Below are 16,908 nucleotides of genomic sequence, written 5' to 3' on the forward strand. Positions count from 1 at the left end.
GTGGGAGGGCGGGTTGCCCGGAACCGCGCAGGGGCTGGCGTGCCACAGCATGCGCGGCAGCCATGTCGCGCTGATGGCGACCGCCCGGCAAAGCGACAAGGGGTTGCAGGTCGAACAATTGGTCGCGGTCGTCGACGCCGGGCGCCTCGTCAATCCGGCGGTCGCGCGGCAACAGATTGAGGGCGGGCTGATCTTTGGCCTGGCCGCCGCGGTCGGGGCGACCACCGATTATGCGGGCGGGGTGGCGACGGCGCGCAAGCTGGGCCAACTCGGCCTGCCGCGGCTGTCGCAAACCCCGCAGATTTTGGTCGAGTTTGTCGACAGCGACCGCGAACCGGGCGGTTTGGGCGAGATCGCGGTGCCCGTCGTCGCGCCCGCGATCGCCAATGCGATGTTCGCCGCGACCGGCCGCCGCATCCGCCGCCTGCCGCTTTCGGGGCAACCGCTTTGACCCTGCCCCCCGATCATCCGCCCGTCGCGGCGCCGGGTATCGGCGTGCTGCTCGTCAATCTGGGCACCCCCGACGCGCCCGATGCGCCGTCGGTGCGGCGCTATCTGGCCGAATTCCTGTCCGACCGCCGCGTTGTCGAGATCCCGCAAATATTGTGGCAGCCGATCCTGCGCGGCATCATCCTGACCACCCGGCCCAAAAAATCGGCGCATGCTTATGCGCAGGTGTGGACCGAAGAAGGATCGCCGCTGGCCGCGATCACCCGCGCGCAAAGCGCGGCGTTGCAGCCGCTGTTCGGCGATACGGTGCGGGTCGCTTATGCGATGCGTTACGGCAAACCCGCGATCGGCCCGGCGATCGATGCGCTGTTCGCCGCGGGGTGCCAGCGCATCCTGATCGCGCCGATGTATCCGCAATATTGCGCCGCGACGACCGCGACGGTGGTCGATGCGGTCGGCGCCCATCTGGCCCGGCTGCGCTGGCAACCGGCGGTCCGCTACCTGCCGCCCTATCACGACGATGCCGCTTATATCGGCGCGCTGAGGGCGTCGGTCGAGGCGGGGCTGGCGGCGCTCGATTTCACCCCCGACGTGCTGCTCGCCAGCTTCCACGGCATGCCCGAACGCACGCTGCATCTGGGCGACCCCTATCATTGCCAGTGCCGCAAGACGGCGCGGTTGCTGGCCGACGCGCTGGGCCGCCCGGTCGAGGTGGCGTTCCAGTCGCGCTTTGGCCGCGCCAAATGGCTTGAACCGGCGACCGACACCCAGCTCGAAGCCTTTGGCAAAGCGGGCCAGAGCGTCGCGATTTTTGCGCCGGGCTTTGCCGCCGACTGCCTGGAAACGCTCGAAGAGCTGGCGATCCGCGGCCAGGAACAGTTCGAGGGCGCGGGCGGCGGACGCTTCGCTTATCTGCCGTGCCTGAACGCCGAGGCGCCGGGCATGGCGATGCTGGAGACGCTGATGCGCCGCGAGCTGGCGGGCTGGCTTTAATCTCCCACGCTTACCAACTGTTTAGGTCCATGCGCTAGATTGCTCCGGTGCGGCACCGAAACGGTCCGGTCGCGGCCACTTTGGAGATACGCCATGAACGAGGTCCAATCGGCAGCATTGATGCTGGCCGGGGTCACGCTGGCCTTTGTGGCGGTCGTCTTTGCCATGTGGTGGCGCCGCCGCCCGCGCACCGTTCCTGCCGCGCCGCGCGCTCCCCGCGCACCGGGTGAAAGCCGGATGCCGAAACTTTCGCGCAAGGCAAAGGTCGAGGCCGAACCGGTCGAAATCTCCGCATCGCGGCTGGCGCGGGTGAGCGGCAAGGCGCCGCTCGAACCGCAAGCCGAGACCGACTATGATTACCGGCCGATACCCGCCGCCGATGGCGAACCGGCCGCGATCGAGGCGACGCTGGGCGCCATGGCCTCTGAGGTGGAAGACGAAGCGCATCGGATCGAACAGAGCGCGGTTGAGGCGGTCACGCTGCGCCTGGTGCCCCAGATCCCGCCGCGCGATGCGATTTCAACCAACAGCTGGATCGGCGGACGGCCGCGCTTGCCCAGCGGTATGGACTGGCCGCAGATCGACGGCGAACCCGCCGATTTCCTGGCCCAGATCGACTGCGCCAGCCTGCCGCCGGCGCTGTGGGACGGGCTGGGGCCGCGCGACGGCGCGCTCGCTTTTTTCATCCATCGCCGCGGCTATCATATGCACGTCGTCCACCTGCGCGATACCGATGCGGCGGTATCGCCGCCGCTGGCGCTCGACGATCCCGATGGCTGGTTCGGGCCGCATGGCGGCCTGCGCTTTGGCGACCTCGAGCCCTTTGCGGTGCGCGCCTTTCCCGAATGGCCGGTCGATCTGGTCGCGGTGCGGCCCGGCGATGCCGATCCGCGGATCGCGGCCGATCCGAACGAACCCGGCGCGACGCTATATGACCGCAGCTATGACATCGCCGACCCCGCCTTTCATCCGTTCGACTGGGGCAGCATGACCGCGCTGGCCGCGCTGCTGGAAATGCGGCTCGACCGGCTGACCACCGAAGCGGTGCCGCCACCGGGCGCGAGCGCCGAGGCGATCGTCGAACTGGAACAGCGTGCCGCGATCAACCGCGAGGCGCACACCCGCGCCGACGAGATCATCGCCATCATCCACGACAGCGCCGCGAAAGAAGCCTTTTCGGCCAGCGACGCGACTGCGGTGATGGCGGCGCTGCACGCGATCCATTGGGCGAAGGCGGTGCACCGCATCGACCCCGAAACCGGCGCCGAAACGCACCAAATAATCACCCTGCCGCTGACGACGCACCGCAGCGACGCCAATTTGTGGGTCCATGATTATCAGACGATCCTGTTCGACCGCGCCAAGCACGCCTGGTGCGCCAATCCGGACAGTCTGTCGGCGCCGATGCGCGCCTTTTACGAGCCCTATTGGCGCGACCTGGCGGCGCGCGAAATGGCGGCGATCGGGCATGAACCGTTCCGCTATGTCCATGATTTTGATGAGGAGCGCGACGCCGTGCTGCTCGAACTGCCGACCAGCGGGCTGATGAGCCGGATGTTCGGCGATGGCGACAATCTGGTGATCACGATCGACAAGGCCGACTTGGCCGTCGGCGACTTTTCAAAGCTGCGCGTCCAAGTGAGCAACTAGCCGCCTGAATAGCTTTGCGATTGACGTTTCGGTAAACTTGCGGCGCCCCGCACCGCGCCCTAGTCTGGCGCAATAATTGTGTGGGAGAGCTTGATTCATGGCACGCGTAGCAATCGTCACCGGCGGCAGCCGGGGCATCGGGGAGGCGATCAGCCTGAAATTGCAGGAGCAGGGCGTCACCGTCATCGCCAATTATGGCGGCAATGACGAGAAGGCGAAGGCCTTTACCGACCGCACCGGCATCGCGGCGATGAAATGGGACGTCGGCGACCATCAGGCATGCCTCGACAGCTGCGCCCGTATCGCCGAGGAATTCGGCCCCGTCGACATCGTCGTCAACAATGCCGGCATCACCCGCGACGGCACCCTCGCCCGCATGAGCTATGGCGATTGGGACGATGTGATGCGCGTCAATCTGGGCGGCTGTTTCAACATGGCCAAAGCGACCTTTGGCGGCATGATCGAGCGCGGCTGGGGCCGCATCGTCAACATCGGGTCGATCAACGGCCAGGCCGGCCAATATGGCCAGGTCAATTATGCCGCGGCGAAATCGGGCATCCACGGTTTCACCAAGGCGCTGGCGCAGGAAGGCGCCAAAAAGGGCGTCACCGTCAACGCGATCGCACCGGGCTATATCGACACCGACATGGTCGCCGCAGTGCCGCCGCAGGTACTGGAAAAGATCGTCGCCAAGATTCCCGTCGGGCGTCTGGGCCAGGCCGACGAAATCGCGCGCGGCGTGGCGTTTCTGTGCAGCGAGGACGCAGGGTTCGTGACCGGATCGACGATGTCGATCAATGGCGGGCAGCATATGTATTGACGGTGGCAGGCGCGTAACCAAGGCGTTCGCTTAGCGAACGACAAGGTTAGGCGCCGGTGCCGCGAAGCGGCAGCCACCGGCACGGCCAGCGGGGCGGCAATCCCGAAGGATCGCCGAACCCGTCTGACGTCATAGCGGCGGCTTTGCCGCCGCCATTCAGGGCGCCATCCAATACGAAAAACCGTTCGTGTCGAGCGCAGTCGAGACACGCCGAGAGATAGCGCCAAGCCAAGACGTGTCTCGACTTCGCTCGACACGAACGGGAAGAGAGGGCGGATCAGATTTCCGATCCGTTCCGCCCCCTATTCGATCGTTACCCCCACCACGCGCCAGGCACCGCCCTCGCGCACCAGCGACAGCGTCTCGATCGCTCCCACCTTGTTCGCATAATCGGTGCGGAACTTGACCATCTGATAGCCATAGGGCGGCGCGGGCACCGACTCTTCGGTCACCAGCACCCGCGATTTCACCGCCCCCAGCGGCAGTTGCACCTGCTGCGCCACCCGCGTCCAGGTCTCGACCGTATTGAGCGCCTTGAACGATGCCCCCGTCGCCGCCCAGCTGCCGTTCCAGTCGCCTTTTTCGACCAGCGCGAGCCAGTCGCGCGCTGCGGCGACCGCGGCGCTTTCGGCCTGTGCGGTCGCGGGCGGCTTGGGGGGCGTATCGGCGTCCCCGGACATCGCGGCAAAGGCCAGCAAGGCAAGACTGAATGACATGATGATCGCTCCTGCAACCCAGCCGGACGGCCGCACCATGCGGCGCGCGTCGGCGGGTAGAGCAAGCTGTTCCATGCCGGAGGGGGCTGTGGCTTCCCCCAAAGCCTTGTCCCCCGATATTTCGGGGTGCCGCGCCTCGATCTCGCGCAGCTGCCGCGCCGCTTCGCGGCTGCTCGACGCCGACAGCTTGCGCCGCGCATCGCGCAGGCGTTCGTTGATCGTATGCACCGACAGTCCCAGATGGCGCGCCATCGATTTCGCGTCATGGCCATCAACCAGCAGCCGCAATGTCTGCTTTTCCTTTTCGGTGAGGGCCTGAAATCCTGATGTCATGGGCTTGCCTATGTTCGCGCCGGACCGCGCCATGGTGTACGGAGCGCCCGAACGGCTAGCTACCCCAAATAAATCGTACCTGCCTTGCCAACGCTGGCGGCGGCGGGGCACGCGGCGTGAGCGGCTTTGCGGTTGCCGGTCAAGTCGCTACACCGGCCGCATGACCGAAGCCGCCCCGCCTCTCGCCGCCGCCCAGCACGATCTTTCGCGCGCTTACGCCGGCGGGGCGCCGGGCGTCTTTGTCTCGGGCCTTGTCTGGCTGGTCGCGGGCGCGATATGGCATTTTCACGGCATCACCGCCGCCTTTGCCGCGCTGTTTTTTGGCGGCATGGCGATCCACCCGCTCGGCGTTCTGATCGAGCGCATCGCCTTCCGTGCGCCCAAGGCCACCATCGGCAAGCCGCTCGAAACGCTGGCGATCGAAGCGACGATCCTGCTGTTCGTCGGCATCATGATCGCCTGGGTGTTGCTCGTGCGCGCGCCCGACCTGGCGATTCCGGTGTTCGCGGCGATTGTCGGCGCGCGCTATTTCCTGTTTCGCACTCTGTATGGCGAGATCGCCTATTGGGTGCTGGGCGCCGCGATGCTGCTGGTTGCCGGACTGGCGCTGTTCGGCCTTGGCCTTCCGCTCAACCTCGGCTTTCTGGTCGGCGCCATCGAGTTGGCGGCAGCGCCGTGGATCCTGCACCGCTGGCGCGCACGCGCTTGAGCGCGCCGCTGCATCCCCCGGTCAAACGGTCGGTGACCATCGCGGGTCACCCGACGTCGATCAGCCTGGAACCGATGTTCTGGGACGCGCTGGAGGCTGAAGCGGCGCGGCAGGCGCTGCCCGTCAACGCGCTCGTCGCGCGGATCGATGTCGAGCGGATGGAGGCGGATGACCCACCAAACCTGACCTCGGCGATCCGGCAATGGCTGTGGCGGGGGCGCCCGGCGGGCTAGATGGCGGCGTAAACCGCATGTCCGAACGCCGCGCCCTGGTCGGGGGCGTGGTGCAGGAACAATGACGGTTCGATCAGTTCGAGTTCCATGATGTGCAGCGTGCCCGCTGCGTCGCCGACCATGTCGACGCGGGCATAGACCGGTGGCGCCGGGGCGGCGGCCAGCGCTGCAGCAGCGAGCGCCTGCGCCGCGTCGCTGGCTTCCCATGGAGTTTCACGCCCGCCGAATTGTTCCTGGACGCGGAAGTCGCCCGCCGCGGGGCGTTTGACGATCGCGTGGCTGAATTGGCCGGCGAAGAAGAACAGCGAAAATTCGCCCGCGGTCAGGATGCCCGGCATCAACGGCTGGACGAGGCGGCGCTGGCCGCGCGCATCGGCGGGGATTGCGCCGCCCGGCGCGATGCGGTGGGTGCCGTCAGCGCCGCCCGAGATCGCGGGTTTGATGACAATTTCGTCGGCGCCGAGTTGCGCCCGCGCGTCGGCTAGGCTGGCATCGTCGAGCGCCGCGACCTCGATCGTCGGCACCACCGCGATACCCTTGGCGGCGAGTTCGGATAGATACGCCTTGTCGCTGTTCCAGCGTAGCACCGGCACCGGATTGACGACGGGCAGCGCGTCGGCTTCCAGCCGGTCGAGCAGCGCGTACCAGGCTGCGACATCGCGCTGATAGCCCCAAGCGAAGAGCGGCAAGATCAGGTCATAGCCCGACAGGTCGCCGGGGTCGGTCCACATGCGCTGCTCGACGATCAGCCCGGCGCCGCTCAGCGCTGCTGCCTTGCGGGCAAAAGCGGGCTGCCAGTTTTCGTAATAATCAGGCGCGGGGACAAGGATCGCGACGCGGGGTTGGAAGGGCATGGATTTCGATCGCCTTCTTCAATCCGTCATTGCGAGGAGCGTAGCGACGAAGCAATCTCCAGTTGTCGATATCGCGCGACACCGAGGGCTGGAGATTGCTTCGCTTCGCTCGCAATGACGAAGATGTTTACCGCCCCAGCAACCCGCGCGCCTGCCCCGCAATATGCGACAGCATCGCGCCGTTCGGGTTCGGGATCGTCCGCGCGCGCTCGACCGTCGCACGGAACTGCGCGACGCGCGCGGCGTGCTCGGTCAGCCATTTGGTCACCGCGGCGTCGAGATCGCCTTTCGGCAACCCGGCCAGGAACGTCAGCCGCATCTGCTGGAAATCGCGCGCCAGGCTGTTGACCAGCAGGCGTTCCCACGGATCGGCGGGGCTCATATGCGCCGCCAGCGTCTGCGCCCAGTCGAGCCCGAGCGCCTCGCCCAGATGGGTGAAGGCGTGGGTCACCGCGACCTCGTCGTCGCCGCGCCGTTCGGCGAGGTCGACGATGCCGATCGCGCCGTCGGTCTTGAACAGCTGGACCACCGCGGCGGTCAGCGTTTCGGGGGCGCCGGCGTCGAGCAATTGCTGGGTCAGCATGTCCCACTGACGCTTGACCGAGGGGCTGAGCAGCGCATCGACCCCGGTCATCAGGCGGTCGACCCCGGGTTCGAGCCGCGCGACCACCGGTCCGGCCTGCGCCAGCGCCTGCGTCACGCGGAGCAGGTCGGCCATCTGCGAGGTCATCGCCGATGCGGCCTGGCTGAACAGCGACAGGCGCACGCTTTCATCGATCCTGGCCGCGTCGAGCGCGTCCCAGATCGCGGGCATGGCGAGCAGCCGTTCGACCGCGACGAACGCCGCGGCGATGTCGCCGAGCGCGCAGCCCTCTTCCTCGACCAGCTCGAACGGATGGACGATGCCCATGCGGTTGATGATGCGGTTCGCCAGCTTGGTCGCGATGATTTCGCGGCGCAGCTGATGATCGGCGATCGCGGCCGCAAAATCGCGCTGCATTTCGGCCGGGAAGGCCGCGGCAAGATCGCTGGCCAGCGCCGGATCGTCCGGCAGGCTGCTGTCCTCGATCGCGTCCTGCAACGCGAGCTTTGCCGTCGATAACAGCACCGCGAGTTCGGGACGGGTCAGCCCGCGGCCTTCGGCGGCGCGGCGCAGCAATTCGTCGTTCGCCGCCAGCCCTTCGACCTTGCGGTCGAGGCGGCCGGTGGTCTCGAACGTCTCCATCAACCGGACATAGGAGGCGACCGCCGCCGACCCGCCCTGTTCGGCGATCGACAGCGCCAGCGCCTGCAGCCGGTTGTCCTCGAGCACCAGCGCCGAGACATCGTCGGTCATCCGCACCAGCAGCGCATCGCGCGCATCCTGCGTGAGGCGGCCTTCGGCCATCTCGCGGTTGAGCGCGATCTTGATATTGACCTCGTTATCCGAACAATCGACCCCGGCGCTGTTGTCGATGAAGTCGGTGTTGATCCGCCCGCCGCGGGCCGAGAAAGCGATGCGCGCCGCCTGGGTGGTGCCCAGGTTGGCGCCCTCGCCCACCGCGCGGACGCGCAGTTCCTCGGCATCGACGCGCAGCGCGTCGTTGGCGGGATCGCCAACCTCGGCATTGTTCTGACTCGCGGCCTTTACATAGGTGCCGATGCCGCCGAACCACAGCAGGTCGGCGGGTGCCTTCAGAATCGCCGAGATCAGCGCGCCGGGGTCGATTTCGGACACCGACAGGCCGAGCAGCGCCTGCACTTCAGGGGACAGCGGGATGCTTTTCTGGCTGCGCGGGAAGATGCCACCGCCCTTCGAGATCAGCTTGGCGTTATAATCCGCCCAGGATGAGCGCGGCATGTTGAACATCCGCTCGCGTTCCTTCCAGCTTTTCGCCGGATCGGGATTGGGGTCGAGGAAGATGTGGCGGTGGTCGAACGCCGCGACCAGCTGGATCGCCTTGGACAGCAACATGCCGTTGCCGAACACGTCGCCCGACATGTCGCCGCAGCCGACGACGCGGATCGTGTCGGCCTGCACATCGACGCCCATTTCGGCGAAATGACGCTGGACCGACAGCCACGCGCCCTTGGCGGTGATCCCCATCGCCTTATGGTCATAGCCTTTCGACCCGCCACTGGCGAACGCATCGCCGAGCCAGAAGTCACGCTCCATCGCTAGGCGGTTGGCGACGTCGGAGAAGGTCGCGGTACCCTTGTCGGCGGCAACGACAAAATAAGGATCGTCGCCGTCGTGGATCACGACGCCCTTCGGATGCACGACCTGACCCGCGACCAGATTGTCGGTGATCGACAGCAAGGAGCGGATGAAGATGCGGTAACATTCGGTACCCTCGGCGAACCACGCATCGCGGTCGAGCGACTGGTCGGGCAGCGCCTTGGGATAGAAGCCGCCCTTGGCGCCGGTCGGCACGATGACGGCATTTTTGACGCGCTGCGCCTTCATCAGGCCGAGGATTTCGGTGCGGAAGTCGTCGCGGCGATCGGACCAGCGCAGCCCGCCGCGCGCGACCGGACCGGCGCGCAGGTGGATACCCTCGACCCGCGGGGAATAGACCCACACTTCGCGCCACGGCAGCGGCTTGGGCAGGCCGGGGACGAGGCTGGAATCGATCTTGAACGCCAGTGCTTCGGCGGCCGCGGGGGCAAAGGCGTTGGTGCGCAAGGTCGCGCCGATCACCGCGTGGAAGAGGCGGAGGATACGATCCTCGTCGATCGATTTGATATCGGCAAAGCCCGTAAGGATGTCGGCTTCCAGCGCGTCGGCGCGTTTGGCATCACGGCCCTTGGGATCGTGCAGCGCGCTGAACCGCTCGATCAGCGCCGCGGTCAGCGCCGGAGCGTGGCGCAGTGCGCTGACGACGGTGTCCATGCCATAAGCCGATCCGCCCTGGCGCAAATAGCGGAACCAGGCGCGCAGCCAGACGATCGCGCGCGGGTCGGTCTGGTTGGTGAGCACCAGTTCGTTGAACGCGTCATTTTCGGCGCGGCCGTCGAGCACCGCGGCAATCGCGCCTTCGAGCACTTCGGCATAGGGCAACAGCGCCAATTCATCGACCGACGCGGGCAGGCGCAGCGTGAAATCATGGATGACGATCGGCACCTCGTCATCACTCTCCATCCCCGGGGCGCGGCCGTGGCCGAGCGCGGTCGGGATTTCCTCGAGCACCTCAAACCCGAAATGTTCGAGCGCGGGAACGACGTCGGAGAGCGCAAGCGGGCCGACTGCGCTGTACACTTTCAGCCGCAGCCGGTCGTCGCCGTCGAGGCTCTTTTTCGCCAGCCGGACGCTGCGCGGATTGTCGGCGTCGAGATCGCGCAGCCGCAAGATGTCGCGCGCCGCTTCTTCGGGATTGTAGAGGTTGCGATAGTTGGGCGGAAAGGTCGGCGCAAAGCGCGCCGCGAGCGCCGCCGCGCGCCCCGGATCGCCGCGCTTGGCCAGCGCCGCCTCGACCTCGGGCTGCCAGCCGCGCACCATCTGTTCGAGCTGGGCATTGAGCGCGTCGGTGTCAGGCACGACCCCGCCGCTGCGCAGATCGAGCGTATAGCGCAGCAACGCCGCGCCGCCGTCCTCGAGTACCATCGTCCAGCCGATGACCCCGGCTTTGGCGGCGCGCACCAGCATCGCCTCGACCGCGATGCGGCGGCCGGTCGACACCTCGTCGCGCGGCAGCCAGACGAACACGAACAGATGACGGCCGAGCGCGCTGCGCACCGTCACCAGTTTCGGCCGCGGGCGGTCGGTGATCGACATCGAGGTGAGCACCAGTGCTTCGAGCGACGCGGCATCGAAAGCGATGAGCAAATCGTGCGGCAGCGCGGTCAGCGCGTGGGCGAGCGCCTTGCCCGCGTGGCCGGTGGGATCAAAGCTGAATTTGGTCATCAGCGCGTCGAGCTGGGCGCGCAGCACCGGCACCTTGTCGGGGCGCGCCGACAGCGCCGCGCTGGTCCACAGCCCGGCGTGGATCGACAGGCGATCGACCTTTTTGCCCTTCATTTCGGGCACGATGACCAGATCGAGCAGCACGCGGCGATGGACCGCCGAGAGCCGGTTCGATTTGATCAGCAGCGGGGCCTGACCGCCCCCATCGAACCATGCGAACGCCGCGTCGAGCGCGGCAGGGGACAAGAGCTGGCTCTCGCCGCTTTCGCTGACCCCCAGCGGCTCCTGGACCTTGCCGTCGCGCGTCCGCCATTCATGGCCGAGCTGGGTCATCGCCCCGCCCTCGAACCAGCGCAGCAGTTCGGCAGCCTCGCCCTCGACGCGCATCGCGGCATCGGCGAGCATCGCGGCGCGCATCGCGCGCCAGTCGCGCACCGCGGCGCGCACGTCGCGCAGCGCCGCTTCGAGTGCGTCGATCAGGCGGCGGCGGGCGCGCGCATCGCCGCGCTCAAGCTCCATATAAATCACCGACTCGCGATCCGGCCCCTCGCCCGCGGCCAACAGATGGCCGCTGGCATCGCGCTTCACCGCGACGACGGGGTGGAGGATGCGGTGGACTGCCAGTCCCTGCGCGGCGACGATCTGCGACGTCGAATCGACCAGGAAAGGCATGTCGTCGTTGACGATGACCAGCCGCATGCGGCGGTCGGTGCCGTCGGCCGCCATCGGTTCGAGCAGCAGCGACGGGGTTTCGGCGTCGCGATCGAGCGAGGCGCGCCCCGCGAACTGGCTGGCATCGGCCAGCGCCGTTTTGTCCATATCGTCGCCTTCGCCGGGCAGCGCGCTGCCGTGCAGCGCCGCCAGATAGGCGGCGGCGATTTTGGCGGGGACTTTGGCGGTGGCGGTGGTTGGCGTGTCCGTTTCCGGCGTGGCGGACGAATTTTGAGGCATAAAGTGCAGCATCCCGAACCAAAAAATGGGGATCCCTGCCGACGATCGGCGGGGGCCCGTTCGCTCGCCACCCTATGCGCCTGTGACGCGCGCGGCTCAAGGCCTCGTTCGCGCGCCCGCGTTAAAATATTTCAATTTTTGGATCGACTGTTGCGTGAACGCTCTCAGCCGCCGGTAATCGGCACCGCCTTCTTCGCCAGCCGGGCGATCAGCGCCGGATCATCCGCCGCCTTGGCGACGATCCCGATATGCCCGCCTGGCATCGCGCGCGCGATCAGCACGACGAATTCGGCGTCGCCGGCGTCATGCTCGAGGATGATCGCCGGATGCGCGGCGCGCAGCGCGGCCAGCGTGTCATCGACCTGGGCGGCCGCTTCGCCCGCGGGCTTGCGGCGCGCGCGGGCGTCCTTGACCAGCCCCTTGAGCCCGCCGGGATAGCGGTCGAGATAGGCGGCGAGTTCGCCGCGGCCGACGCCTTCATCCTTGGCATGACCGAGCACGCAGGCATATTCGGCAAGGCGCGTCTTGTCGTAGGTGGCGCCGAACACCAGTTTCACCACCGGCGTCATCGGCGCGCGGTCCTGCACCGCCAGCCCGGCATCGTCGAGCAGCGTGGCAAAGGCGTCGGGTTGCTGCTCGGCGACCAGCGCGAAATCCCATGCCTTGGCGACTGCCTGATACAGCGCGCCGCGGCTGCGGCTGTCGGCGGCGATCGCGCGTTCGGCGGTTTCGCGCGCGAGCGCCAGCCAGTCGGCGAGTTCGGCATCGGCGCCGGGGTCGGCGGCGGGCATGTCATCGTCGTCGGCTGCGGCAACCATCGGCACGTCGGCGCTGTCGACCAGCGCGGCAAAGCCGGGGCTCGCATCGCCGTCGACATCGTCGTCAAGATGTTCGCTATCGGGGCCGTCGGCCCACACCGGCACCGGCGCGGTCAGCGGCGCGGCGCTGCGCAGCGCCTGTTCGACCGACAGCTGCAATTCGGCGGCCTGATCGGCGGGCGCCGCTTCCTTCCAATTGATCACCCCCATGATGAAGTCGATCGTGTCGTCGTCGGACGAGAAGGGCAACAGGATGCCGCGGTACATGATCGTCGTGCCGCGATCATTGACGAATTCGGCCTCGAACCCGATCGGGGCGCGGTTGGCGATGATCTGGAGATAATGGTCGGTCAGCCGCGACAGCAGCGACCGGCCCGGAATCTGGCTGATATAATGGACATCCTCGTCGATCTGCGATTCGGCGCGCAGCCGGTCGCCAAGGAACGCAATACCGGGGTTTTCGACCCCGGCGGTGAAATCGAGCAGCACCGAGTGCGACCCGAAATCGGCGCCCTCCAGATCAAGATCCTCGACCGACGGATACGCGCGGTCGGCGAGCAGCGACGCCCAATAATTATAGGCGCGCACCTGCATCCGCCGTTCATCGACACCGACCGACGCGGGCGCATCGATCGCCCCGTCTTCCTGGTCGTGGCTGCCCGAAAGCAGTCCGCGCATGCTGTCCATCATTTATCCCCAGCCATAAACATCGGCCGAAGTCATGCACCAGAACTGGTAAAAGCCGCGTAAACGATGACGACAATGCCGCCGATCAGCGCCCCATCCGGTCGGGTCTATTTCCCCGGATGGAGCCGGATTGCCGCGCCGCCGCCGGGGGCGAGCCACAGCTTGTAGGAATCGCCCTTTTTCACCTTGATCGTCTCATAGGCGATCTTGTGCCGCGCTTCGGTGAGGTACGTGGCGCCTTCGCCGTCCTTGTAGATCGTCGCGGTATAGGTCTTGCCCGCATCGAGGAAGTCGAAACCCAGCGTCAGCGTGCGTTCGGTGCCGTCGTTGACCCCGCCAACATACCAGTCGGCGCTGTTCCGGTCCTTGCGCGCAAAGATCGCATAATCGCCAACCTCGCCCGCGATCAGGCGGCTGTCGGCCCAGTCGGCGGGGACGATTTTGATGAATTCCAGCTCACGCGGGTGCGCTTCCAGATTCTCGATGAAATCGGCCGCCATCTGGATCGGCGAATAAATGGCGAGATAGAGGCCGAGCTGTTTCGCGAGGGTCGAGGCGTGCGGCCGCCCCTCGCCGCCGACCAGGCTGAGCACCCCCGGCGTATAATCCATCGGCCCCGACAGCATGCGCGTGTAGACCAGCGTCGGTTCATGGTCGGGACCGCCGTTCGCAAAGGCGCTCCAGCTGTTATATTCCATCCCGCGCGCCCCCTCGCGCGCGACCCAATTGGGATAAGTACGGCGCAGCCCCGTGTCCTTGACCGGCTCGTGCGGATTGACCGCGACCTTATATTTCGCCGCGGTCTCGACGACTTTCAGATGATGCTGCACCTGGCGCTGGCCATCGTGCCACTCCATGCGCGTTTCGCCCGGGGCGTCGCCCGGGGCGATGATGCCGCCGGCGTCGGCGACATAGCCGGTCTTGACCGCCTGAACCCCCAGATCGCCATAGAGCTTCATCGCGTCTTCGAGCTGGGCTTCATAAACCGCGATGTTGCCGCCGGTTTCGTGATGGCCGATCAGCGTGACGCCCTTTTTGCGCGCATGGTCGGTCACCGCCTTCAGGTCGAAATCGGGATAGGCCTGGGTAAAGCTATAGGCGTCGCCGTGGCCGAACCAATTGCTGTCCCAGCCCTTGTTCCAGCCTTCGACCAGCACCCCGCCGAACCCATGCTTGGCGGCGAAGTCGATATATTGCTTGGTCCGGGCGGTCGTCGCGCCATGCTTCGGCCCCTCGGCCCAGCTCCAGTCGCCGCGGATCATCCCCCACCAGATGCCGATATATTTCATCGGCTTGACCCAGCTGACGTCGCCGAGCTTGTTGGGTTCGTTGAGGTTGAGCTCGAGGTCGCTTTCGACCAGCCCCGCGGCATCGTCAGTGATGCGGATCGTGCGCCAGGGAGTGTTGAACGGCAACTCGCGGATGACGCGCGGGCCGCGCGACGAGGGCGACAGCGTCGAGCGGAACAGCCGCCCCTCGGCGCGTTTCAGCCACATCCCCGAATAGTCGACCAGCGCCGCTTCGTGGAACGCCAGATGGGTGCCGTCGTCGAGCCGCATCGTCATCGGCGTGTGCGCGGTGGCGACCGCATCGATCGGCGTCTTTTGATAAATCTGTTCGTAGCGGTTCCACTCGCCGGCGGTGATCCACCAGGCGGTGCCGGGCGCCGCGATGTCGAATTCGGTAACCTCGTCGATGATCTTCGCGGTCTTCAGCCCCGCCTGTTCGGGCAGCTCATAGCGAAAGCCGATGCCGTCGTCGAACAGCCGGAAACGGACGTTGAGCGCATGTCCGCCCCAGCTTTCATGCTGACGAAACCGCACCAGCATTTCATTGTGGTGATCGCGCACAAAGCGCCGCTCGCCCCACGGCAATTCCCATTGGCCGTCGGCGCTGACCTTTTCCGCGCCCTCGATCGCAAAGCCGCGTTGCAGGCCGACGCGGTCGGCCATCAGAAAGCCGAGCTTCGACGGCGCGATCAACAGTTTGCCCTTGCGCGACAGCGACCAGGTCGGGCGCTGATCGGTGTCGGTCGACACCGTAAGCACCAGGCTGCCATCGGGTGAGGTCGCGGTCTGCGACGGGCGGGCATCCTGCGCCAGCGCGGCGGCCGGGGTGGCCGCAGCGAGCAGCGCGGCGGTGGCGATCAGGGTCCGCATCAATATGTTCCTTCGATTTCAAGCCAGAGGGCGCCGCACGGCGGCAAGATTGTCGGATCGGCGCCGTTGAGCGCGAGCAGCACCACGCCGTCGGCGCCATGCGCCGCCAGATCGATCGCTTTGCCGCCCAGGTTGAACAGGCAGCGCAGATGCTGGTTCCCCGCGATGCGGTCGAAACCGAGCAGATCGCCCGCGGCGACCCAGCGGGCATCGCGGCCGAGGCGCAGCGCCGGATGCGCGGCGCGCAGCGCGACGAGCCGCCGCGTCAGGTTGAGCAGCGAGCGGTCATCGTCCTGCTGGCGATCAACCGCCAGTTCGCGGTGCGCGGGCCCCAGCGGCAGCCACGGATCGGCGGCGGAGAAACCGGCATGTTCCTCGCCCGCCGCCCAGGGCAACGGGGTACGGGCACCGTCGCGCGACAGGGTGAGCGGCCAGTTTTTGCGCGCCTCGGGATCCTTGACCAGTTCAAACGGAATTTCGACCTGATCGAGCCCGAGTTCCTCGCCATTATAGAGGATGATATTGCCGCGCAGCGCGCACAGCAGCGCCATCTTCATGCGCGCAAAGGCGGCGGGATCGACGCCATCGGGGGTCCAGCGCGACACCGCGCGCGGCGCGTCGTGATTCTCGAACGCCCAGCTGGGCCAGCCGATGCCCGGCGCGTCGGGCCATTGCTGCGCCGCTTCGCGCACCAGTTGCGGGGTCAGCCGGTCGGCATAGAGGAAGTCAAAGCCATAGGCGCTATTGAGCCGGTTCACGCCCGCGGTGAACAGCTTCATCTCGCGCACCGCATCGTCGCCGCCGACTTCGGCGACCGTGAAGCTGCCGTCATATTGATCGGTCAGCGCCCGGATGCGTTCGAGGAACAGCGGAATGTCGGGGTGCGACTGGTTATAGATTTTCTGCTGGAAATCGAACGGCCGGGTGCGGACCTTGTTCGACGGCGGCGCCGGCGGATTGTCGCGCATTTCGGGATCGTGCATCGCGAAATTGATTGCATCGATGCGAAAGCCGTCGACGCCGCGGTCGAGCCAGAAGCGCACCACATCGAGCAGCGCATCCTGTACGGCGCGATTATGCACGTTGAGCTGCGGCTGGGTGCCGAGGAAATTGTGCATATAATATTGGCCGCGCCGCGCGTCCCACGTCCACGCCGGGCCGCCGAACACCGATTGCCAGTTGGTGGGCGGCGACCCGTCCGCCTTGGCATCGGCCCAGACATACCAGTCGGCCCGGGCATTGTCCTTGCTCGCGCGGCTGGCGGCGAACCAGGCATGCTGGTCGGAGGTGTGCGCGAACACCAGGTCGGTGGTGACCTTTAGCCCCAGTGCGTGGGCGCGGGCGACCAGCGCATCGAAATCGGCGAGGTTGCCGAAGATCGGGTCGACCCCGCAATAATCGGCGATGTCATAACCGAAATCATCCATCGGCGAGGGGTAGAAGGGCGACAGCCAGATCGCATCGACCCCCAGCGAGGCGATGTAATCGAGCCGCGCGGTGATGCCCGCCAGGTCGCCGATGCCGTCGCCGTTGGAATCGGCAAAGCTGCGCGGATAGACCTGATAGATCGCCGCGCCCTTCCACCATGGCGGCACGGCGCTGGTCACAGGCTGGTTTTGGACAAGAGAGGGATTGGTCGTCACGCTGGGGTT

General features: G+C 66.7%; 12 protein-coding genes. 6 read left to right on the forward strand and 6 right to left on the reverse strand.

The genetic code is table 11. From position 1 onward, the window contains the following. The 4 genes from FFS68_RS11450 to phbB form a co-directional block, all read left to right on the forward strand. Window positions 1–451, forward strand: a 451-nt coding sequence (locus tag FFS68_RS11450) for a molybdopterin cofactor-binding domain-containing protein (RefSeq protein WP_137753331.1), incomplete at its 5' end; no start/stop codon positions are given. Then, complete coding sequence (gene hemH / locus FFS68_RS11455; protein ID WP_137753332.1) at window positions 448–1,443, forward strand: ferrochelatase; 996 nt, start codon at window positions 448–450, stop codon at window positions 1,441–1,443. The genes FFS68_RS11450 and hemH, both read left to right, overlap by 4 nt. A gap of 93 nt (window positions 1,444–1,536) precedes the next feature. Further along, complete coding sequence (locus FFS68_RS11460) at window positions 1,537–3,093, forward strand: DUF1963 domain-containing protein (RefSeq protein ID WP_137753333.1); 1,557 nt, start codon at window positions 1,537–1,539, stop codon at window positions 3,091–3,093. Window positions 3,094–3,190: 97 nt separating this feature from the next. Further along, the gene (gene phbB / locus FFS68_RS11465; RefSeq protein ID WP_137753334.1) at window positions 3,191–3,913 is read left to right on the forward strand and encodes an acetoacetyl-CoA reductase; all 723 of its coding nucleotides are present in this window, start codon (window positions 3,191–3,193) and stop codon (window positions 3,911–3,913) included. Between the two features lie 302 nt (window positions 3,914–4,215). Here phbB and FFS68_RS11470 read toward each other — a convergent pair whose 3' ends face one another. After that, entirely contained in the window at window positions 4,216–4,962 is a 747-nt protein-coding gene (locus tag FFS68_RS11470; RefSeq protein WP_137753335.1) for a DUF4019 domain-containing protein, read from the reverse strand. 160 nt (window positions 4,963–5,122) lie between these two features. Between FFS68_RS11470 and FFS68_RS11475 the strand changes: the two genes are divergently transcribed. Then, window positions 5,123–5,671 carry a hypothetical protein gene (locus FFS68_RS11475; RefSeq protein WP_137753336.1) on the forward strand — a complete coding sequence of 183 codons (549 nt, stop codon included), beginning with the start codon at window positions 5,123–5,125 and terminating at the stop codon, window positions 5,669–5,671. Beyond that, window positions 5,668–5,904 (forward strand): ribbon-helix-helix domain-containing protein, encoded by a 237-nt coding sequence (locus FFS68_RS11480; RefSeq protein ID WP_171003842.1) that lies wholly within the window; start codon window positions 5,668–5,670, stop codon window positions 5,902–5,904. Before FFS68_RS11475 ends, FFS68_RS11480 begins: the two co-directional genes overlap by 4 nt. Here FFS68_RS11480 and FFS68_RS11485 read toward each other — a convergent pair. The 5 genes from FFS68_RS11485 to FFS68_RS11505 all read right to left on the reverse strand — a co-directional run bounded on the left by FFS68_RS11485 (window position 5,901) and on the right by FFS68_RS11505 (window position 16,899). Beyond that, window positions 5,901–6,758, reverse strand: coding sequence for a hypothetical protein (locus FFS68_RS11485; RefSeq protein ID WP_137753338.1), 858 nt, complete (start codon window positions 6,756–6,758; stop codon window positions 5,901–5,903). The two genes, FFS68_RS11480 and FFS68_RS11485, sit on opposite strands and share 4 nt — an antisense overlap. 127 nt (window positions 6,759–6,885) lie before the next feature. Then, window positions 6,886–11,592, reverse strand: a complete 4,707-nt coding sequence (locus tag FFS68_RS11490; protein WP_171003843.1) for an NAD-glutamate dehydrogenase domain-containing protein — start codon at window positions 11,590–11,592, stop codon at window positions 6,886–6,888. A gap of 164 nt (window positions 11,593–11,756) precedes the next feature. Beyond that, a complete protein-coding gene (locus FFS68_RS11495) occupies window positions 11,757–13,088 on the reverse strand; it encodes a hypothetical protein (protein WP_249340132.1) in 1,332 nt (443 codons plus the stop codon). Window positions 13,089–13,204: 116 nt separating this feature from the next. Beyond that, window positions 13,205–15,256, reverse strand: coding sequence for a glycoside hydrolase family 97 protein (locus tag FFS68_RS11500; protein ID WP_137753340.1), 2,052 nt, complete (start codon window positions 15,254–15,256; stop codon window positions 13,205–13,207). Continuing rightward, window positions 15,256–16,899, reverse strand: coding sequence for an alpha-amylase family glycosyl hydrolase (locus FFS68_RS11505; RefSeq protein ID WP_249340133.1), 1,644 nt, complete (start codon window positions 16,897–16,899; stop codon window positions 15,256–15,258). The genes FFS68_RS11500 and FFS68_RS11505 overlap by 1 nt, the downstream gene beginning before the upstream one ends. Between the last annotated feature and the right edge of the window lie 9 nt (window positions 16,900–16,908).

It is taken from the genome of Sphingopyxis sp. L1A2A (assembly GCF_005502465.1).
In the GTDB taxonomy this organism is placed as follows: domain Bacteria; phylum Pseudomonadota; class Alphaproteobacteria; order Sphingomonadales; family Sphingomonadaceae; genus Sphingopyxis.